This is a genomic window from Hymenobacter lapidiphilus, assembly GCF_003417065.2.
Taxonomy (GTDB): Bacteria; Bacteroidota; Bacteroidia; order Cytophagales; family Hymenobacteraceae; genus Hymenobacter.
Window position 1 is genome coordinate 34,768 of the sequence record NZ_QVLT01000007.1, and the last position, 19,639, is coordinate 54,406.

Consider the following 19,639-nt stretch of genomic DNA (forward strand, 5'->3'; position numbering starts at 1 on the left):
TATAAATATAAAATGATTTTTATCGATACAGAAATTTTCCCTAGTTTAGACATGGATATATTTCAAACCGAAACTTCTTTCAATATAGAAATGCTCAAGGAAGTATTCAACAAAGTATGCAGAGACACCATTATCATTATTACAAGAAGAATATACCAAAAAGAAGAACCTGAGATTAAAATAGCGGCCATTTACACTAAAGCACTTGAATATGAAGCTGATTATATATTATCTAGATTTAAGTAGCTCCTTACCGCTGCATCCGGTGCGAGTTTAGCGTAGCATAACATATGACCAGCCATAGCGCAGAGGTTGTGCTGCTGCCGCGCCAGCGGTAAACCGATACCGCGTTACCCAAAAAGCCCCGCCGCAAACGCGCCGGGGCCTTTCTCATTACCGAAAATCGTCAGGCTCCCCCTCTCCTCTTTCGGAGAGGGGGCCGGGGGGTGAGGCGAAACGCCAGAACGTAACGACATAGAGTTACGGCGTGCCGTTGCCGCCCATCGAGCCGTACACCTGGCCGGTAGCGTAGCTCGCGTTAGGGTCGGCGAGCAGCACGTAGATACCCGCCAGTTCGGCCGGCTGGCCGGGCCGGCCCATGGGGGTTTTGGCTCCGAACTTCTCCACTTCTTCCTGGGTGGCGCCGCCGCTGGTTTGCAGGGGCGTCCAGATGGGGCCGGGGGCCACACCGTTCACCCTGATTCCTTTCGGGGCGAGTTGCTTGGCTAAGGAGCGCACGTAGTTGGTCGTGGCCGCCTTGGTCTGGGCGTAGTCATAGAGGTTGGCCGAGGGGTCGTTGGCCTGCTCCGAGGTGGTGCCGATGATGTAGGAGTCCGGCCAGGGCGTTTCCTGTTTTTTGAACGGCGGGCTGGCATATTTCGTGGCCGGGTCCTGGAGGGGCTTAGCGCTGCCGCCGTTGCCCATTTCGCCAGCGGCGGCGGGGCGGTGGTTCTGCGGCCGCCATACAGCTACGGGGCTGGCGGCAGGGCCGCAACCGGCGCGGCCGGTATACCAGCAGAATCTGCCCGGCAATGCCTAATCTTGCGGCCCCGCTGTTCCGGGTTCCCCATGATTCACTACCTGCTGATTGACTGCCCCGACGAGCCCGGCCTCGTCTTCCGCACTTCCGAAGTACTCTTCCGCCACGGCCTCAACATCCTGCGCAACGGCGAGTTCGTGGAGCCCTACGACAGCCACTTCTTCATGCGCACCGAGTTCGATGGCGACTGCGACCCGGCCGCCCTCACCCGCGACCTGCAGGCCGCGCTGCCGCCCACGGCCGTCATTCGCCTCCGCGACGACCGGCCGCGCCGGGTGGTACTGCTGGCCACCCGCGAGCATCATTGCCTCTCCGAATTGCTGGTGCGGCACTTTTTCGGGCAGCTGCACGCCGAAATATTGGGCGTCATCAGCAACCACGACAACCTGCGCACCATCACCGAGCGCCTCGATGTGCCCTACCACCACATCAGCGCCGAGGGTCTGAGCCGCGAAGCCCACGAGGCCGCTGTATTGGCTCAGATTCAGCATTATGAACCCGAGTACGTGGTGCTGGCCCGCTACATGCGCATCCTGTCGCCCGAGTTCGTGGCCCACTTCAGCGGCCACCTCATCAACATTCACCATAGCTTTCTGCCGGCCTTCATCGGGGCCAGCCCCTACGCCCAGGCCTACGAGCGGGGCGTGAAAAGCATCGGCGCCACCGCCCACTTCGTTACCGACCAGCTCGACCAGGGCCCCATCATCGCCCAAAGCGTTATCCCCACCGACCACACCCAGAGCGCCCGCGACATGGCCCAGGCCGGCCGCGACGTCGAAAAGCTCACCCTGGCCCGCGCCCTCACCCTGGTCTGCCGCGAGCAGGTGTGCGTCCACCGCAACAAAACCATCGTGTTCGAATAAGCTACAGCTACTCCAGGTTGCGAAGCACAGCGTAGGGTGCCAGCAGGCTACTTCGCAACTTGGGTTACCTAGCCGCCGCCGCTCATGCCCATAAAGAGCACCAGCCCGGCTTACATCCGCGAGTAGTGCTCGTCAATGGCCTTATCCATGGCCGCCTTAAACGACAGTAGCAACTTGTCGCGCTCCAATTCCGGCAGCTGCTGCAAGGCCTGCTCGAACGTTACGCGGTACACGTGGGTCATAAAATCGGCCCCGTACATAGTAAAAAAGCCGTCGTGAATCTTGTCGAAAGCCAGCTTTTCGGCCGACGAGATGGAAAGCGAAAGCGCCAGCCATTCCTTGGCGTTGTTGGCTAAGCTGAGTTGCAGGTCCTGGTCCATTGTAAGGGCGAGAATTGAGAGAATGAAAGCGAAATAGGGCGTCGGTCGGCTTTAATCCAGCCGGTAAAAAGCATGCACCGTTCCGGTTGGTAACAAAGCAGGAGCAAAATTTCAGCGGCGCTCCGCATAACAATTTTCTGTTGCTAACAACCGGTGGCTGCCATCAGCCGGATACCTCGGCCGGCCAGTTTACCTGGCGCAGCAGCACCCGCAGCTCAGCTTCGGAAGCCACCCGGCCTTGGAAGCAGTAGAGCATCTGGCCGTTCACGGCTTCGAGCAGCGTCATTTCGCCATCGGCGTAGAGCACCACGGTTTCCTGGCCGACTTCGCTGGGACGGCTGTAGCGGACCTGCCCGGCCGGCGAGGAGTTGCTGCGGAAGCCAAATTTTGCCAGCAGTTCGGCTGGGGGTTGGTAGGAAGAATCCATGGAGAGAAAGCCCAGAAACAGGACGCGGGGCCGGACGGCCGGGCGCTAAGCCACTACCGCAGTGCGCACGGGCCATAAACAGCCACGCCCGAGTCATCAAAGCTGCGGAAGGTCGTCATTTTCCAGCCAACTTCGGCCTTCAAGCTCCTCAGTAATTCATAAACCGCCGCAGGTACGGGGCCGTTTTGCTAGCCTTCGCTTTCGCTACTGTGGCTACCGAGCCTTCGGCCACTACCTGGCCGCCCTCGTCGCCGGCGCCGGGGCCCATGTCAATCACCCAGTCGGAGGCGGCTACCACGCGCATGTCGTGCTCGACTACCACTACGGTGTTGCCGGCCGTTACCAGCGCCTGCAGCTGCACGAGCAGCCGCTCCACGTCGGCGGGGTGCAGGCCAGTGGTGGGCTCATCAAGCACGTAAAGCGTGTGGCCGCGGGCGGGGCGCTGCAGCTCGGTGGCCAGCTTGATGCGCTGGGCCTCGCCCCCGCTCAGCTCGGTGGCCGGCTGACCCAGGCGCAGGTAGCCGAGGCCCACTTCGCGCAGCACCGTCAGGGCCCGGTGCACCGGCGGTTCATCGGCGAAAAATTCGCTGGCCGCGTCCACGGTCATGCCCAGCACCTGAGCGATATTCTGGCCCTGGTACTCAATTTCGAGGGTTTTATCGTTGTAGCGGGTGCCGTGGCACACCGGGCAGGGCGCGTACACGCTGGGCAGAAACAGCAGCTCCACCATCACGAAGCCTTCGCCCTGGCAGTTGGGGCAGCGGCCTTTTTTCACGTTGAAGGAGAACTGGCCGGCATCGTAGCGCCGCTTGCGGGCCTCGGGCGTGGCCGCAAACAGCCGCCGCACGTGGTCGAACAGGCCGGTATAGGTGGCCATGTTGGAGCGCGGCGTCCGGCCGATGGGCTTCTGGTCCACCTGCACCAGCCGCGTTAGTGGAGCGGCTTCGGGCGAGAAGCTGAACGTCAGCGCCCCATTCCCCTCGTCGCGGTCGTCGCCTTCGGCCGCCAGCAGCTCGTCGGCCGTTTCCGGCTCGTCCTCCACCGGGGCCTTTTCGCGCGGGCTTTTCACTTCCAGCTTCAGCAATTGACTTACCAGACTCGATTTGCCCGAGCCCGACACGCCCGTTACGGTCGTGAGCACGCTTAGCGGAAAGCGCACGGTCAACTCGTGCAGGTTGTGGCGCGTGATGCCGGCCAGCTCCAGCCAGCCGGCCGGCTCGCGGGGCATGGTTGCAGCGGTTTTTTGGTCTTCTTGCGGGAATAGAAAGCGGCGCGTCTGGGATTCCTCCACTTGCTTTAAGCCTTCGGGCGGGCCGCTGTACAGGATTTCGCCGCCCTGCTCGCCGGCCTGGGGGCCCACGTCCACGAGCCAGTCGGCGCGGCGCACTACGTCGAGGTTGTGCTCGACTACGAACAGCGAGTTGCCCGCGCTTCGCAAACTGGCCAGGGCCGTAAGCAACGCTTCGGTATCGGCCGGGTGCAGGCCCGCCGAGGGTTCATCGAGCACATACACCACCCCAAACAGATTGGAATAGAGCTGGGTGGCCAGCCGCAGCCGTTGCAGCTCGCCCGGCGAAAGGCTGGGCGTACTTCTTTCCAGGGATAAATAGCCCAACCCCAAATCGAGCAGCACTGCCAGCCGGGCCCGTAAGTCTTCAGCAATGCGGCGAGCCGCTTCCACCTGGGCCGGGTCGTGGGCCGCGTGCTGGGCGTGGCCGGTTTCGGTACCGGCCTCGTAGGGCTGCAGCAAAGCGGCCACCTGCTTGAGCGGCAGGGCGGATAAATCGGCAATATCGAGGCCCGCGAACCTGACACTCAGCGACTCGCGGCGCAGGCGCTTGCCGTGGCAGATGGGGCAGGCGGTGCTCAGCATGTACTGCTGCACCCGCTTCTTCATGGAGGCGCTCTGGGTGTTGCCGAACGTGTAGAGCACGTGCCGCCGGGCGCTGCTGAAGGTGCCCATGTAGTTGGGCGACTCCCGCCGCTTGACGGCCCGCTGGGTTTGCTCGGGCGAGTAGCCGGGGTACACCGGCACCACCGGCTGCTCGTCGGTAAACAGAATCCAGTCGCGCTGCTTCTGGGGCAGATCCTGCCAGGGCGTGTCCACGTCGTAGCCCAACGTCACGAGGATGTCGCGCTGGTTCTGGCCACCCCAGGCCTGGGGCCAGGCAGCAATGGCCCGCTCGCGGATGGTGAGCGTAGGGTCGGGCACCATGCTCTGCTCCGTGACTTCGTACACGCGGCCCAGCCCGTGGCAGGTGGGGCAGGCGCCCTCGGGCGTGTTGGCCGAAAAGGCTTCGGCGTAGATAATGCTCTGCCCCGCCGGGTAGTCGCCGGCCCGCGAGTAGAGCATGCGCACGAGGTTGGAGAGCGTGGTAACCGAGCCCACCGACGAGCGGGTAGTGGGCGTGCCGCGCTGATGCTGCAACGCCACGGCCGGCGGCAGGCCCTCAATGGAATCCACCTCGGGCACCGCCATCTGATGAAAAAGCCGCCGCGCATACGGCGACACCGACTCGAGGTAGCGGCGCTGGGCCTCGGCGTACAGGGTGCCGAACGCCAGGCTGCTCTTGCCCGAGCCCGACACGCCCGTAAACACCACCAGCGCATCGCGCGGCACATCTACGTCCACGTTTTTCAGGTTGTGCTCCCGGGCCCCGCGCACCCGCACGAAGCCGGCAGGTTGCTCAGCAGGTTTTGATTCCGACATAAATTCAGCGTAAAGTAGAACCTACTCGTACGCAGAATTCGTCGCTTCTGCTGAACCAGAAAGGTTTTACCCAACGGACCAGCTCTGCGCAACCCTCCGCGAAACTCTGTGGGAAATCCGTTCGCACTTACTCGCCCACCAATACCAAGCTCGCCGAATTGATGCAAAACCGCAACCCGGCCGGCGCAGGTCCGTCGGCCGATACGTTGCCCAAGTGCCCGGCGCAGACGTTGCAGCGTACTTCCACACGCTGCATCTGGTGGCTGTCGTCGAATTGGAAGCTCAGGGCATTCCGGCTGGCGGGCTGGGTGAAGCTGGGCCAGCCGGAAATAGCGTGGTACTTGGTTTCGGCCGCGAACAGCAGCTGCCCGCAACCGGCACAGCCATAGCAACCCGGCGCGTAGCTGCGGCAGAACTCGTTGCGGTAGGCCGGTTCGGTAGCCGCCCCGCGCAACACCCGAAACTGCAGCGGCGTGAGCCTAGCGGCCCAGTCAGATTCCGACAGCACTAGCCGGCACGTTGGTTCAGGGTTGCCGTAGCGGGCGTATGTCAGCACGTCGCGCCAGCGCAACAGCGGCAGACCAAAACCCTTAATTTTCATACATTTAGCTCTGAAAATACCCTACGAATCACCCCGGCCATGGAAGTGCTCTATGATTCCCCGGCGCTGGCTGTTTCCTACGACCCCGCTCAGCAGTGCCTTTACGTGGAATGGCGCGGCAAGCATACGGCGGCCAGCGCCCGCAGCGGGGGCGAGCAGGTACTGGCCTGCCTGCGCCAGCAGCCCTGCCACAAAATGCTCAATGACAACACCCAGGTAACCAGCGACTGGGAACCGGCCGCCCGCTGGGTTGGGGGCGAATACTACCAGCGCCTGGCCGAGCTGCAGATGCAATACGTGGCCTGGGTGTGCGCTACGAACTGGTCGGCGCGCAAGAGCATGGAAACGGCTATGCACTTCGTAACCGAGCCCACCGTCGTGCTGTTCGACGACGTGGCTTCGGCCTATACCTGGCTCGCGCAGCAGGGCCGGCAGTAAACGACACCCGGCAAGGCCGCGGCTACGAACTGCACGAAAGCGTGGCGCTGCCCGGCTTGGTAGCGGCCCACTCGGGGCGGCGGGCGGCCAGGGCCTCGTGTTCGGGCTGCTCGTCGAAGGGCCGTTTCAGTACTTCGTGCAGGATGTGCAGCGGGGCCAGGTCGCCCGTTTCGGCGGCCTCGATGGCCTGCTGAGCGAGGTAGTTGCGCAACACATATTTAGGGTTCACGGCCAGCATGCCGGCCCGAATGGCTTCGGGCGTGCCCGGCTCCTGCCGCAGCCGGAGCGCATACTGCCCCAGCCAGGCCCGCAACGGCGCGGCTCCTTCAAACTCTGGTGCGGCGTACGAAACGGCTTGCAGCAGTTCCGTTGCCAGCTCCTCTACCGATTCGGCGGTTGAGTCGACGGCTTGCAGGCGGGCCGTAAGGTGGGAGAGGTGGCGGTAGAACAGCGTCATGTCCACCTGGGCGGCTTCCATGGCTGGCAGCAGGCTCCCGACGAGCTGCTTATCGGCGGCGTCATCAGTGGAAGCCGTGAGGCCGAGCTTGGCCAGCAGGCGCACATGGTGGCTGCGGTTGAAGGTGGCCACGTAGTGGTTGAGGGCCGGGCGCAGTAGCTCGGGGTCGGGCACGAGGGGCGTGAGGGCCTGGGCCAGCTGCGTCAGGTTCCAGAGGCACACCTGGGGCTGCTGCCCGAAAGCGTAGCGGTAGTTGGTGAAGTCGGTGGTATTGGGCGTCCAGCCGGGCTCGTAGGGCTCCAGCCAGCCGTAGGGGCCGTAGTCGATGGTCAGGCCCAGAATGCTCATGTTGTCGGTGTTCAGCACGCCATGCACGAAGCCCACGGTCTGCCAGTGCGCCACCATTTCGGCCGTGCGCCGGCAGATTTCGGTCAGCCAGGCCACGTACACTTCCGGCGAGGGCGGGCCCAATTCGGGGAAGTGGTGGCGAATCACGTAGTCGGCCAGGGCGCGCAGGTTGTCAGTTTCCTCGTGGGCCAGCAAGAGCTGGAAGTTGCCGAAGCGCACGAATGAGGGCGCCACCCGGGCCACCACGGCGCCCGGTTCGGGGCGGGCGTTGCCGTCGTAAAACATGTCGCGCAGCACCTGGTCGCCAGTGCTCACTAGGCTCAGCGCCCGGGTGGTGGGCACGCCCAGGTGGTGCATGGCTTCGGAACACAGAAACTCCCGCACCGAGGAGCGCAGCACCGCCCGGCCATCGGCGCGGCGCGAGTAGGGCGTGGGGCCGGCGCCTTTCAGCTGAATTTCCCAGCGCCGCCCGTCCTGGCCGGGCAGCTCGCCCAGCGAAATGGCCCGCCCGTCGCCGAGTTGGCCGGCCCAGTTGCCAAACTGGTGGCCGCCGTAGCGGGCGGCGTAGGGCCGCATCGAATCGGCCACCCTATTGCCGGCCAGCAGCTCCACGGCCGCGCCCTGCTCCGGCGGCCGCGCCAAGCCCAACTCCGCCCCCATTTCCGCCGACCATTCCAGCAGCCGCGGGCTTGCCACCGGCGTGGGCACTACGGGCGAATAGTGGTAGCCCGGCACCTGCCGCGGCACGTTCTCCCGCGAAGGGTCGCCGGCCAGCTCATCGACGAAGGAATTGGTAAATGTGGCGGTTTCAAGTGGTTTCATAAGGGCGTGGTTAAGGGTTATCGGGCAAAAGCCGATGCCATGCTGAGCGAAGTCGCAGCATGTCTGCTGCAATGCTAATCTATAAAACGTAGCCCGGCTGCATCTTGCAGCTGGGGCCGTTTCTGTTGAGCCTGCTTCCTCTTGCGCATCAAAAGCTGGCAGCGGTGAAAGGAGAAAGTATTCTAATATATCTATATTAGCTCCGCTTACCCCGTAAGCGGACGATACTACGAGCACTCACCAGCAGAACGCATGAATGAAAATAGCTTTTCCAGGGTTGCCCTTGCTGGCACAGTACTCATAACTGTAGCTATCTGGGCGCTACTGGCTTGGAGCCATTATCACGGCGGCGTGCCGAGCCATCATTCCTGGCTCGGGCGGATATGCCCGAAATATCAAACTGGTGGGGCGGGTTGTTGCTGCCGGTGCTCACCGGGTTGCTGCTCTACCGCATTCGAAAGCAAGTTTTTGGCAAAGCTGGCTCGTACTCTGAAACCACTCAGGCCTTGCTGCGCGCCCTGTACGGGTTCGTTGGGGCTTTGTTGTTTGGGGTGTTAGTATCCGTTTTGTTTACGGCCGGCGAATCGGATATGGCGGGTAATGTGATGCTGGGTTTGTTTGTATTTGCCTTTTTCGTCCCGATTTACCGGCCAGAGTGCCTGCTCGGCTTCGTGCTGGGCATGACTTATACCTTCGGGGCCGTGCTGCCCATGATAATCGGCACCGGATTGGGGCTGGTGGGCCTGGTGCTGCATGCCTACCTCCGGCGGGGCCTGCTGTATGTCGGGGCTAAGCTGCTGCCAACCAACAAACCCGGAGTCAACGGCTGATACCTACCGTCAGGCCTTTGATCCGGCACCGGCCAGCACTTGCGTGGCCGCCCGTTCGCCGGCTTCCACGGCCCCGTCGAGGCGGCCCCACTCGCTGCTGGCGGTTTCGGCCCCGGCCCAGATGAGGCGGGCCTGCCAGAGCGGGGCGCGCAGCTCCGGCGGGCCCTGCAACGGCACGGATAGCGGCGGGGCTTCGTCGGCGGGGGTGCTGGTATACGGTTCGCGGGTCCAGTCGAGTTCCTGGTAGGCCAGCGGGTGGGCAGCGGCCGGCCCGAACACCCGCACCAGCTGGGCCACTACGGCGGCCTCGCGGACGGCAAGCGAAGCGCTACGTAGCGGGTGCGGCCCGGCGAAGAACCCGAACAGCACGCCCGGCCCACCCTCTGGCGGGCTGGCATCGTGCATTTCCGTCAGGGGCCCCTGCTGGCTCACGGCGAAACCCGACCAGCCCTGGCCGCGCCAGAACGGCGTTTCATAAGTCACCAGGCTTTTCATGGAGTGGCTCATCCAGGTGGGCATCTGCTGCTGGGCGGCCTGCACGGCGGCGGGCAGCGCGGGCTCAAACCGCAGGCTGTGAGCGGCCAGGCGCGGCGGCAGCGCCACTACTACAGCATCGGCCCGATAGGTGCGTGGCTGCCCGTTTTCTTCCGTCGTTACCTCTACCCCATCGGGCAGTTGCCGCAGCCCGGTGGCATTGGTGTTGAGCTGCACGGTGCCGGCTGGCAGCGCCGCCGCTACCCCCTGGGCCAGCGCCGCCGCGCCGCCCGAAAACCGCAGATATCCCGCCGAGCCCGACGGGTGGGGCAGCCGATGCACTGCGCGCCCGTTTCGTAGGCGGTGGCTCCGGCGCTGAACTGCTCGAACGGCGCAATGTGCAGCTCCCGCGCCAGAGCCAATAGCTGCGGCTGATGGCTCCAGCCCCAGGTGGCGCCCAGGTCGGCGAAGTCGGCGTTTTGGTGGGCGGGCACGGCGTGGGTGCGGCCACCCACCCGGTTGCGGGCCTCCAGCACCCGCACGGTGCGACCGGCCGCTACCAGCCGCCGCGCTGCCACCAGGCCCGAAAGCCCGGCCCCCAGTACGATAACCGAAAAAGAATCTGTCATAGGCTCCCTAACAGGCGTCGGGCTGCAAAGTAACGGGCACCGCGGTCAATCGGCCGTTTCAGGGTGGTACCGACCCAACACCGGCAGGGTTTGCAGGGCGTCGGCACTTGCAAATAGATTCTTTTATCTATATATTAAGACACTCTCCTGCTGCTGGTTATCGGCAGATTTCTCCCACCTTTCACCGCCGCACCATGAAAAACATTCTGGTCCCTACCGATTTCTCCCCCGAATCCCGGTATGCCTTTGAGGCGGCGCTGCAACTGGCGCAACGCAGTGGGGGGCACCTGCTGCTGCTGCACTGCTTTGTGCCTCCCGCCGACTCGAATATTTCCACCACCGGCGGCCTGGTAGGCAGCCATGGCCTCAACGACGTGTACGTTCTCAAAAGCCTGCAGGCCATCAAGCGCCGCATGCACGAGCTGATGGCGCAGGCCCAGGAGCTGGCTCCCGGCGTGCCGGTACACGAGCTGGTGCTCACCGACGAGCCCGAGACAGCCATTCCGGAAACCATCCGCGAGCGGAACATTGATCTGGTAGTGCTGGGGGCGCACGAAAACACTTCCTGGACCCGTTTTTTCCTTAGCTCACACACCGAGCAGATCATGCGCGAAGCCCCCTGCCCGGTGCTCACAGTGAAGCATCCGGTAAACAATTTCGATGTGCGCCACTTGGTGTTTGCCTCCGACTTCTCGGCCGAGGCGACCAGGCAGTACCCGCGCTGCAGCAGCTGTTAGCCCTTTTCCCGGATGCTATACTGCACCTACTTGATGTGGTACCAAGCGCCGGCCACCATGTAAAGGCGCTGGAGGCCATCCACGCGTTTGCCAGGCGCCACCAGTTCAGTCACTACGAGCCCGACGTGTTCGATGCCCCCCGGGTCAGCACCGGCATCCCGCGCTTCGCCGAGCAGGCCCACGCCGACCTTGTGGTGATGCTAACCCACGGCCGCTCTGCGCTCAGCCACCTGCTGCAGGGCAGCATATCCGAATCGGTTGCCCTGCACGCCGCCCCACCTGTGCTTACAGTACACGTGTAGCCGCTGGCAGAACACCTCATTGGCTGATTTGCTGCCTTATGCAGAAGGCAGATAGCTAACTCAAGTTATGGAGGGCGCTGTAGAGGCGGGGCTTGTCCCCGCCCGCCGTCAGAACGATGCGCTGAGCGAATATTTGAGGCCCTGCAAATCTCGTTGCAACGGCGGGCGGGGACAAGCCCCGCCCCTACAGCGTGCTCATAGACGCATGGCGTCGCTTGGGTTTGCTACTTTTTCAGCGGGTCGTGGCCCCAGTTCATGAGGGAGTAGCGCCAGGGCGAGGTTTCGGTTTCGCCTTTATCGTCGGGGCCACCCTGGGCGAGGTGGCGGCTGATGTAGCTGTGGACTTTGTGCATGTGGGCACGGTCGTCGGCAGTGAGGTCGGCCTTTTTCTTGTGCAGAATCCGCACGATTTTCTCGCCCGAATGGTGGCCGATGCTGCTGCCGTCGCCGCTGTCCTGGCCCACCGACTTCGACTCGTCGGTTTTCAGCCACTTTTCCAGCTCGGCCGCCGTCATGTTCACGTCGCTTTTGAATTCGGAATAGATATCGTCGGAGTCGTGGTCGTTGGCGGCCATAAGCAGTTAGGTTCAGATGAAGGAAGGCGGACCACAAACGTGCCACTTTCCTCCAACGAAACACCCGTAATGCCGGTTGCGGCCGGCCCCACGCGAAAGGGTAGAGAAGCGTTGGCCGTCAGCCTTGCTTCTCCACCCTTTCGCATAGGCAACTTCCGCGCGCCTCTTACAGCAGCGTCACGCCCATGTCGGCCAGCTCGCGGCGCACTTCCTCGGGCCAGATGCTCACCTGCACCTCGCCAATGTGGCCTTTACGCAGCATGAACATGCACACCCGGCTCTGGCCAATACCGCCCCCAATGCTCTCAGGTAGCTCATCGCGCAGCAGCCGGCCATGGAAATCCAGCTCCTGGCGCTGCTCGCAGCCGCGCAGCGCCAGCTGCCGCCGCAACGCCAGCTTGTCTACCCGAATGCCCATCGACGACAGTTCGAGGGCCGTTTGCAGCACCGGGTGCCACACCAGCAGGTCGCCGTTGAGACCCTGGTAGCCGGGGGCGGTTTCGGTACTCCAGTCGTCGTAGTCGGGGGCGCGGCCGTCGTGGGCCTCCCCGTGGCTGAGTGCCCCCCCAATGCCCATCAGAAACACGGCGCCGTACTGCCGGGCGGCCTCGTGCTCGCGCTCTTTGGGCGTGAGCTCGGGATACTGACGCAGCAGATCTTCGGCGTGCAGGAAGGTGATGCGGCCGGGCAGCACCGGCATAATATCGGGGTACCGGGCGGCCACTTCGGTCTCGGTGGCCCGCAGCGCCTCATAAATATGCTCCACGGTGGCACGCAGGAACTCCGGCGTCCGTTGTTCGGCCGCTATGTGCTGCTCCCAGTCCCACTGGTCGACGTAGATGGAATGGATGGGCGAGTAGTCCTCGTCGGGGCGCAGGGCCCGCATATCAGTGAGCAGGCCGCGGCCGGCCGCTATGCCCAGCTCGCGCAGCCGCAGCCGCTTCCACTTGGCCAGCGAATGTACTACTACAGCCCGGCGCTCGGCCAAGGCCTTTATCAGGAAGGCCACCGGCCGCTCCACGCCGTTCAGGTCGTCGTTGATGCCGGTGCCGTCGAGTACGGCGATGGGGGCCGAAACACAGCTCAGGCGCAGGCGGCGGGCCAGTTCGCGGGCAAATACGCTTTTCACCAGGCTAATCGCCTCTTCGGTTTCGAGCAGGTCGGTAGTGGTCATTTCGGCGGTAGTCATGGCGCTGTTTTTTTAAAGGGTTTGAGAGAGTTTTTATTTTCAAAAGGGCACACAGATTCCCCTGCTCCAAGCGGAGCATTTTTTTGCTTTTTATTCTATTAAATAAACTTCAGCCCCGGTTCAGCAACTACCCAATACAGGGCCTTTTCTGCTGCAGAGGCACAAAAAAAAGCCTTCCGGAGAGGAAGGCTTGAGAAAAAAATCAATTTCTGATTTTTATTTTTCCCAGGGAACAATAGCCTTCCAGTCCCGAATAAGATTATTATTCGAGTTATTATTCTGGCGGATATTGCGGAAGTGGCGCATTTGAATACTCCGTTTATTTAGGAGTTCACAAGTATAGTTAGTTACTATAATATTCGCAAGTTTTTATACGTTTATTTTTATTTATCCTACTCTACTGGCTGCTACGCGGGTTCATCATCCAGCCCGCCGCTCAGCGCGTGGCGCACACCGCGCACGGCCGGCAGCACTGACAGCGGCACGGGCGCTTCGGGGTGCAGCAGGTACAACAGGCGCAGGTACTTGGCCCGGCCCTCCGAACGCATCAGCGGGGGCACGGCATACACGAACACCTTGAAGGGCTCCGTTTTCTGGACTCCTACCAGCAAAAACCGTTCGGCCTGCAGTGCATCGGCATAAAAAGCGGCCTGCCGGTCGTAATCGTAGTAGGTACACTGCTCCACGAAGTGGTTGTAGTCGCGGGCCATCGTGGTTTTGAAATCAACGACGGTGTAGGGGTGGCCAGGGTGGTCGATGACCAAATCGGCGCGCAGCTTGCAGAGCGTGCCCGTGACAGGCTCGGTGAAGATGCAGCTGGGCTCGGGCGTGCCTACTTCAAGCAGCACCTTCACCTCGGGGTCAAGCTGCACGCCTTCCACCATCCACCAGATGAGCGTGTCGTTGATGCCGGGCTGGCCCGACTCGTAAAGGTCGGGTTCGAGCAAGGCCGTGTGGAAGGCCGTGCCCAGGCCCAGCGCCCCGCCTACGCTGCTATGGGGCCGCGGCGGACGGCCATTAAGGGCGTCGCGCAGGCGCGAGAGGTCGGAGTTGGCAATGGCCGGCAGGGCACGGTAGTCATCGTAGGGGACGCGCAGTAAATCGGGGCGGGCGGGCAGCGGAGTAGCAGTTGGGTCAGTCACAGAAGAAGAACAGCAGAATCGGAAGGATAGTTGGCTTTGGATAGGGAGATGAGGTGATGAAGTGATGATGTGACAGGGACGGTCATTCTGAGCAGAGCGCAGTCGAAGAGTCTCCACCGCTTCGCTGCCTGCCCGCCCCGATTTCTTTGGAATGAAGAATCAACGAAGCAGTAGAGATTCTTCGCCTTCGCCTCCGGCTCCGCTCAGAATGACAGTCCTCATCACCCGATTACCTCACCCCTCCTCCCCTTTCGCAAATTTCGGCATTTCGTACTCGCCCACACGGCCAAAGCGCCGTTCGTGCTTCAGGCCTTCATCTTCGCCGTAGGGGTGGCCGCCAAAGCCATGTCGCATCATGGCAATAGCCTTGGCCCAGGTGGGGTTTTGGTCGCGGGAAGCGAAAAGCTGCATAATTGACTGTGAAATGACCGGAATGGGCACTTCCATGCGCAGGGCATCGGCCACCAGCCAGTTCACTTCGCCGGTGTCCTCGATGTAGCTGGGCACATCGAAGCTGCCGCCTTCCTGGTCGTACATCTGCTTCATGAGCTGCACCAGCCACGAGCGCACCACCGAGCCGTTGTTCCACAGGCCCAGAATGGCGCTGATGTCGAGTTCCTCGCGGAAGTGCGTGAGCATGCCCATCCCCTCGCCAATAGCCTGCAGCATACCAAACTCGATGCCGTTGTGCACCAGCTTCACGTAGTGGCCCGTGCCGGCCGGGCCGGTGTGCAGGAAGCCCTCGGGCACAGCGGTATCCACGAAAAACTCCCGAAGCTGGCTCACGGCCGCCTCCTCGCCGCCCACCATGTAGCAGGCGCCGTTGCGGGCACCGGTGGGGCCGCCGCTGGTGCCACAATCGATAAAATAAATGCCCTTGCGCTGGAGCCGGTCGGCGCGGCGAATAGAGTCGCCCCAGTAGGAGTTGCCCCCGTCCACGATGATGTCGCCTTCCTCAAAATATGGCTCCAGCTGGTCAATCAGGCCATCGACGGCCGCACCGGCCGGGATGTAAAGGAACACTTTGCGCGGGCGCTCCAACTGCTGCGCCAGTTCGGCCACGGTACTCACTACGCGCAGGTTATCGGTTTCAAGGTCGGGCCGGGGCCGGATATCCATGCCCACTACGGGGTAGCCTTTCTCAACGACCTGCCGGGCCAGGCCCGCTCCCATCTTACCCAGACCAATAATTCCTATTTGCGTCTTTTTCATGCGGTGAGATTGACTGAATGAGCGAACAGGACGGATACGTAACGAGGGTAGTAAGTTGAGCATCATGTTTCGCTCCGAATGACGCCCTCACTCTTTCTGTTTCTACAGCTTACGGGCCAGTACGCGGGCGGGGGCACCGTCAGTGCCTTTTATTTTCAGCGGAAGGCACAGCAGCTCGTACTCGCCGGGCTGCGCGTGCTGTAGGGCCAGGCCCTCGATTACGCTGATGCCCGAGCCAAGCAGAATATGGTGGGTGTCGGCGTTACCGACCGAGAGGTAATCGACGCCCACGCACACCACCCCTTTGTCGCGCAGCCAGACGGCAGCTTCGGCGCCAAGGCGCACAAAGTCGGGGTTGAAAGGCTCTGTTGACCAGTTGCGGGCGGAGTTGCGGGTTTTGAACAGCACCCGGCTACGCTTTTCCAGCTTCAGGTGCTCCACGTCGGCCAGTGCAATAAACTTTTCCGAATCCACGGCCACCAGCAGCGCCGGCCCCATCAGCTGGCTCAAGTCGAGGCTGGCCGCGTCGGAGCCGTCGGCCAGAAAGTGCAGCGGCGCATCTACGTGCGTGCCCGTATGCACACTCATGCTCACCTCCGACACGTTGGCAGCCGCGCCATCGGCCATGCTCAGGGTGCGCCGGATGCGCACCGGCGCGTTGTCGGGCCAGTAGGCCATGCCGTCGGTGATGGGGGTCGTAAAGTCGAGCCATTCCATAGTTCAGGGATTTAGGATCGGGGATAAACCGTGTTGAAGGAGCCGCGCTGACGGCCCGTTTCACTTTGGCATCCCCGGCATTTCATCGGTGTGGGGCTGAATTAGCTTGGCCACGAGGCCGGTCCAGCCGGTTTGGTGGGTAGCGCCGAGGCCCTCGCCGGTGTCGCCGTTGAAGTACTCGTGAAAGAGCAGGTGGTCGCGGAAATGGGGGTCGGTCTGCATCTGCTGGTTGGGGCCGAAGCAGGCCCGCTGGCCGTTTTCATCGCGCAAAAACAGCTTGATAAGCCGGTCGGACAGGGCCTGCGAGATTTCGAGAATCGTGCAGTACGTACCCGAGCCCGTGGGGTATTCCACCTTGAACTCGGGGCCGTAATAGTGGTAAAACCGCTGCAACGACTCCACAATCATGAAGTTGGTAGGCAGCCAGACGGGTCCGCGCCAGTTGCTGTTGCCCCCGAACAACGACGTGGTAGACTCGGCCGGCTCATAGCTGACCGTTGCGTTTATGTCGCTTTCGTGCTCGAACACGAACGGGTGCTGCAGGTGGTAGCGCGAGAGGCTACGCACGCCGTGCTCGGAGAGGAACTCGGCCTCATCGAGCATGCGGCGCAGCAGCAGCTTCATGCGGTGGCCGCGCAGCAAACTCAGCAGGTGGCGCTGGCCCTTGCCCGGTTCCTGCCAGCGGCTTACCAGGGCGGCCAGCTCGGGGCGGTTATCCAGAAACCAGTTCAGCCGGCTTACAAACCAGGGCACATCCTGCAGGGTAGCCGTATCGAGCACCTCCACGGCAAACAACGGAATGAGGCCCACCATGGAGCGCACCCGCAACGGAAAGCGGCCGCTGTCGGGCGTATTCAGCACGTCGTAGTAGAACTCGTCCTCTTCGTCCCACATGTCAATGCTTTCATCCGACACGCGGGTCATGGCTTGGGCGATGTACAGGAAGTGCTCGAAAAACTTGCTGGCCAGGTCCTGGTACACGGGGTTGGTGCGCGACAACTCCAGGGCAATACGCATCATGTTGAGCGCAAACATGGCCATCCAGGCCGTGCCGTCGGCCTGCTCGATGTAGCCGCCGGTAGGCAGCGGGGCGCTACGGTCGAACACGCCAATGTTGTCGAGGCCCAGAAAGCCGCCCTCGAATACGTTGCGGTTGTCACTGTCTTTGCGGTTCACCCACCACGTGAAGTTGAGTAGCAGCCGGTGGAATACGCTTTCCAGAAACGCCGTGTCGCCCTGGCCGCCGCGCTGCTTCTGGTCGATTTTGTACACCCGCCAGGTGGCGTAAGCGTGCACTGGCGGGTTCACATCGTCGAGCTTCCACTCGTAGGCCGGCAGCTGGCCGTTGGGCGCCATGTACCAGTCGCGGCACAGCAGCCGGAGTTGGTTTTTGGCGAAATCGGCATCCACCATCGCCAGCGGCAGGCAGTGGAACGCCAGGTCCCAGGCCGCATACCATGGATACTCCCACTTATCGGGCATCGAGATGATGTCGGCGTTGTTGAGCTGTTTCCAGTTGTGGTTGCGTCCGTGCAGGCGGCTGGCGGGCGGCTCGGGCATAGCCGGGTCGCCGCGCAGCCATTGGGCCACATCGTAGTAATAAAACTGCTTGCTCCAGAGCATGCCGGCCAGCGCTTGGCGCTGCACATTGCGGGCATCGGCGCTTTCTATGCCATGCTGCAGGTCGTGGTAGTAAGCGTCGGCCTCCTGCTGGCGCAGTTCGAGTATTTGAGCAAAATCGGCGAAAGGCTTATCGAGGCCGCAGGTGGCCAGCCGCAGCCGTATGGTGCGGCTACCACCGGCGGGCACCTGCAGCTGGTAGTGCACAGCCGCCTTATTGCCCCGGCGGGCCGGATTTACGGCCTTCATCCGGCCGTGTACCACGTAGTCGTTGATGCCGTCTTTGCAGTAGGCGGTGGGGTTTTGTGAGTCGAAGAGCCGCCGGGCGTTGGTTTCGTTGTCGCAGAACAGCAGCTCGGCCGGCTGGTCGTCGGCCTGCTCGTAGTACAGTTCGAGGGCAGGCAGGCTGGCATGGTCAATAGCTATCGAGCCCGATTCGGGAGCCCGCAGCTCGGGTTTGTAGTGCTCGTTGCCCCAGGCCCAGGTGTTGCGCAGCCACAGCTGGGGCAGCACATGCAACGGAGCCGACTGGTCGCCGCGGTTATGCACCGTAATCTGCAGCAGCAGGTCGTCGGGGCCGGCTTTGGCGTATTCGAGGAAGATGTCGAAGTAGCGGTTCTCCTTGAAAACCAGCGTGTCAATCAGGTCGAACTCAGGTTTGTCGCGGCCGCGGCGGGCGTTTTCGGTTACCAGCCAGTCGTACGGAAAAGCGTGCTGCGGATACTTGTAGAGCATCCGCATGTAAGAGTGCGTAGGCGTGTTGTCGAGGTAGTAATACAGCTCCTTCACATCCTCACCGTGGTTGCCTTCGGGGCCCGCCAAGCCAAACAGCCGCTCCTTCAAAATAGCATCCTGCCCGTTCCAGAAAGCGGGAGCCAGACACAAAAACTGCTTATCGTCGCTGACGCCGCCGATGGCCTCCTCGCCCCAGCGGTAAGCGTAGGAGCGGGCCATATCGTGGGTGGTATAGGTCCAGGGCTGGCCATCGGCCGAGTAGTCTTCGCGCACGGTGCCCCACTGCCTATCCGACACGTAAGGACCGAAGCGGTGCCATTCGGCCTTCCCGTCGCGCAGTTCCTGCTGCCGTTGCTGCTCCTGGTTCATGCGCTGGGGTTCTGGGGGGTTGAAAGGATAAAAGAACGGTGTAGGGGCGGGGCTTGCCCCCGCCGCCGCGGGAACGGAATCGTTACAACCAGTAACGGGCGTGCCGTTCAACGGCGCGCGGGGACAAGCGCCCCTACCTCGTTCCCACGTCACCGTTCCAACACTCCCGTTCAACGGCCGCTCCTACGTCAACTCACCCATTATCCGCAAAGCCGGGGTAGAGCGTCATGCCGCCATCGGCGAAAATACTGGTACCCGTCACGTAATCCGACTCGTCGGAGGCCAGCCAGACGGCCACCTTGCCAATATCGAGCGGCTGGCCGATGCGGCCGTAGGGAATGAGGGTGAGCAGCGACTTTTCTTCCTCAGGCGTGTCGCGGGCCGTGAGGTTGATGGGCGTGGCAATAGCGCCCGGCGCAATGCTGTTGATGCGGATTTTTTCCGGGGCCAGCTCCTGCGCCATGCTTTTCATCAGCAGCATAATGCCGCCTTTGCTGGTGGCATAGTTCACGTGGCCGGCCCACGGAATCACCTCGTGCACCGAGCTCATGCAGATAATCTTGCCCAGCGCACTCGAAATTTCCGGCTGCGGGCCGCGGCGCAGAAACTCGCGGGCTGCTTCGCGGGCGCACAGAAACTGGCCCGTCAGGTTTACGTCAATCACCCGCTGCCATTGCTCCAGCGTCATGTCCACAAACTTGGCATCCATCTGAATGCCCGAGTTATTGACCAATATGTGCAGCGTACCGAATTTCTCGCGCACGAAATCGAACATGCGCAGCACGTCGTCCTCCTTGCTCACATCGGCCTGAAACGACACGGCCTGACCACCGGCATCGGCAATTTCCTTGACTACGGCCGCCGCCTCATCGGTACTGTGGGCGAAGTTGACGATAACCGTTGCGCCCTCGGCGGCCATGGCTTTGGCCACGCCCGCCCCGATGCCGGAGCTGCCGCCCGTAATCAGGGCAATCTGGTTCTGAAGTCGATTGGCGGAAGGGGTAGCGGGCATAAAGCAGGGGG

The 19,639-nt window shown here is 62.3% G+C and carries 21 protein-coding genes; 6 read left to right on the top strand and 15 right to left on the bottom strand.

What is annotated here, in order from left to right:
- Nucleotides 1-12: 12 nt before the first annotated feature.
- A complete protein-coding gene (locus D0N36_RS05815) occupies nt 13-246 on the top strand; it encodes a hypothetical protein (protein WP_116940469.1) in 234 nt (77 codons plus the stop codon).
- Nucleotides 247-480: 234 nt separating this feature from the next.
- Here D0N36_RS05815 and D0N36_RS05820 read toward each other — a convergent pair whose 3' ends face one another.
- A complete protein-coding gene (locus D0N36_RS05820) occupies nt 481-1,032 on the bottom strand; it encodes an SDR family oxidoreductase (RefSeq protein WP_458692962.1) in 552 nt (183 codons plus the stop codon).
- Nucleotides 1,033-1,068: 36 nt separating this feature from the next.
- On the opposite strand from D0N36_RS05820, the gene purU reads away from it, so the two are divergent.
- Entirely contained in the window at nt 1,069-1,902 is an 834-nt protein-coding gene (gene purU, locus D0N36_RS05825; protein WP_116940470.1) for a formyltetrahydrofolate deformylase, read from the top strand.
- Nucleotides 1,903-2,012: 110 nt separating this feature from the next.
- On the opposite strand, the gene D0N36_RS05830 is transcribed toward purU, so the two are convergent.
- The 4 genes from D0N36_RS05830 to msrB all read right to left on the bottom strand — a co-directional run bounded on the left by D0N36_RS05830 (nt 2,013) and on the right by msrB (nt 6,020).
- Nucleotides 2,013-2,282: a hypothetical protein gene (locus D0N36_RS05830; protein WP_116940471.1), complete on the bottom strand. Its 270-nt coding sequence runs from the start codon at nt 2,280-2,282 to the stop codon at nt 2,013-2,015.
- A gap of 163 nt (nt 2,283-2,445) precedes the next feature.
- On the bottom strand, nt 2,446-2,709 hold the full coding sequence (locus D0N36_RS05835) for a hypothetical protein (RefSeq protein ID WP_116940472.1): 264 nt from the start codon (nt 2,707-2,709) through the stop codon (nt 2,446-2,448).
- Between the two features lie 148 nt (nt 2,710-2,857).
- Complete coding sequence (locus tag D0N36_RS05840) at nt 2,858-5,419, bottom strand: excinuclease ABC subunit UvrA (protein ID WP_116940473.1); 2,562 nt, start codon at nt 5,417-5,419, stop codon at nt 2,858-2,860.
- Between the two features lie 127 nt (nt 5,420-5,546).
- Nucleotides 5,547-6,020, bottom strand: a complete 474-nt coding sequence (gene msrB / locus D0N36_RS05845) for a peptide-methionine (R)-S-oxide reductase MsrB (RefSeq protein WP_116940474.1) — start codon at nt 6,018-6,020, stop codon at nt 5,547-5,549.
- Between the two features lie 39 nt (nt 6,021-6,059).
- Between msrB and D0N36_RS05850 the strand changes: the two genes are divergently transcribed.
- Nucleotides 6,060-6,458, top strand: coding sequence for an STAS/SEC14 domain-containing protein (locus tag D0N36_RS05850; RefSeq protein WP_116940475.1), 399 nt, complete (start codon nt 6,060-6,062; stop codon nt 6,456-6,458).
- A gap of 22 nt (nt 6,459-6,480) precedes the next feature.
- Here D0N36_RS05850 and D0N36_RS05855 read toward each other — a convergent pair whose 3' ends face one another.
- Nucleotides 6,481-8,085 carry a protein adenylyltransferase SelO gene (locus D0N36_RS05855; RefSeq protein ID WP_116940476.1) on the bottom strand — a complete coding sequence of 535 codons (1,605 nt, stop codon included), beginning with the start codon at nt 8,083-8,085 and terminating at the stop codon, nt 6,481-6,483.
- A 383-nt stretch (nt 8,086-8,468) separates the two neighbouring features.
- Here D0N36_RS05855 and D0N36_RS05860 point away from each other — a divergent pair, with 383 nt between their 5' ends.
- Nucleotides 8,469-8,915, top strand: a complete 447-nt coding sequence (locus tag D0N36_RS05860) for a hypothetical protein (RefSeq protein ID WP_147320767.1) — start codon at nt 8,469-8,471, stop codon at nt 8,913-8,915.
- Between the two features lie 9 nt (nt 8,916-8,924).
- On the opposite strand, the gene D0N36_RS05865 is transcribed toward D0N36_RS05860, so the two are convergent.
- Entirely contained in the window at nt 8,925-9,731 is an 807-nt protein-coding gene (locus D0N36_RS05865; protein WP_190242536.1) for a flavin monoamine oxidase family protein, read from the bottom strand.
- Nucleotides 9,650-10,018, bottom strand: a complete 369-nt coding sequence (locus D0N36_RS05870; protein WP_116940479.1) for an FAD-dependent oxidoreductase — start codon at nt 10,016-10,018, stop codon at nt 9,650-9,652. The genes D0N36_RS05865 and D0N36_RS05870 overlap by 82 nt, the downstream gene beginning before the upstream one ends.
- A gap of 194 nt (nt 10,019-10,212) precedes the next feature.
- Here D0N36_RS05870 and D0N36_RS05875 point away from each other — a divergent pair, with 194 nt between their 5' ends.
- Together D0N36_RS05875 and D0N36_RS05880 are read left to right on the top strand one after the other, a co-directional pair.
- Nucleotides 10,213-10,755: a universal stress protein gene (locus D0N36_RS05875; RefSeq protein ID WP_116940480.1), complete on the top strand. Its 543-nt coding sequence runs from the start codon at nt 10,213-10,215 to the stop codon at nt 10,753-10,755.
- 35 nt (nt 10,756-10,790) lie between these two features.
- Nucleotides 10,791-11,057: a universal stress protein gene (locus D0N36_RS05880; RefSeq protein WP_190242537.1), complete on the top strand. Its 267-nt coding sequence runs from the start codon at nt 10,791-10,793 to the stop codon at nt 11,055-11,057.
- Between the two features lie 224 nt (nt 11,058-11,281).
- On the opposite strand, the gene D0N36_RS05885 is transcribed toward D0N36_RS05880, so the two are convergent.
- From D0N36_RS05885 to D0N36_RS05915, 7 genes are all read right to left on the bottom strand, one after another.
- Nucleotides 11,282-11,632, bottom strand: a complete 351-nt coding sequence (locus tag D0N36_RS05885; protein WP_116940482.1) for a DUF3140 domain-containing protein — start codon at nt 11,630-11,632, stop codon at nt 11,282-11,284.
- Nucleotides 11,633-11,798: 166 nt separating this feature from the next.
- Nucleotides 11,799-12,821: an aspartate--ammonia ligase gene (gene asnA / locus D0N36_RS05890; RefSeq protein WP_190242538.1), complete on the bottom strand. Its 1,023-nt coding sequence runs from the start codon at nt 12,819-12,821 to the stop codon at nt 11,799-11,801.
- A 407-nt stretch (nt 12,822-13,228) separates the two neighbouring features.
- The gene (locus D0N36_RS05895; RefSeq protein ID WP_116940483.1) at nt 13,229-13,963 is read right to left on the bottom strand and encodes a PD-(D/E)XK nuclease-like domain-containing protein; all 735 of its coding nucleotides are present in this window, start codon (nt 13,961-13,963) and stop codon (nt 13,229-13,231) included.
- Between the two features lie 234 nt (nt 13,964-14,197).
- On the bottom strand, nt 14,198-15,241 hold the full coding sequence (locus D0N36_RS05900; protein ID WP_317191438.1) for an NADP(+)-dependent, decarboxylating phosphogluconate dehydrogenase: 1,044 nt from the start codon (nt 15,239-15,241) through the stop codon (nt 14,198-14,200).
- 36 nt (nt 15,242-15,277) lie between these two features.
- Nucleotides 15,278-15,892: a cyclase family protein gene (locus tag D0N36_RS05905; protein ID WP_116940485.1), complete on the bottom strand. Its 615-nt coding sequence runs from the start codon at nt 15,890-15,892 to the stop codon at nt 15,278-15,280.
- 60 nt (nt 15,893-15,952) lie between these two features.
- Nucleotides 15,953-18,616 (bottom strand): MGH1-like glycoside hydrolase domain-containing protein, encoded by a 2,664-nt coding sequence (locus D0N36_RS05910; RefSeq protein WP_116940486.1) that lies wholly within the window; start codon nt 18,614-18,616, stop codon nt 15,953-15,955.
- A gap of 193 nt (nt 18,617-18,809) precedes the next feature.
- On the bottom strand, nt 18,810-19,628 hold the full coding sequence (locus D0N36_RS05915; protein ID WP_116940487.1) for an SDR family oxidoreductase: 819 nt from the start codon (nt 19,626-19,628) through the stop codon (nt 18,810-18,812).
- Nucleotides 19,629-19,639 lie beyond the last annotated feature (11 nt).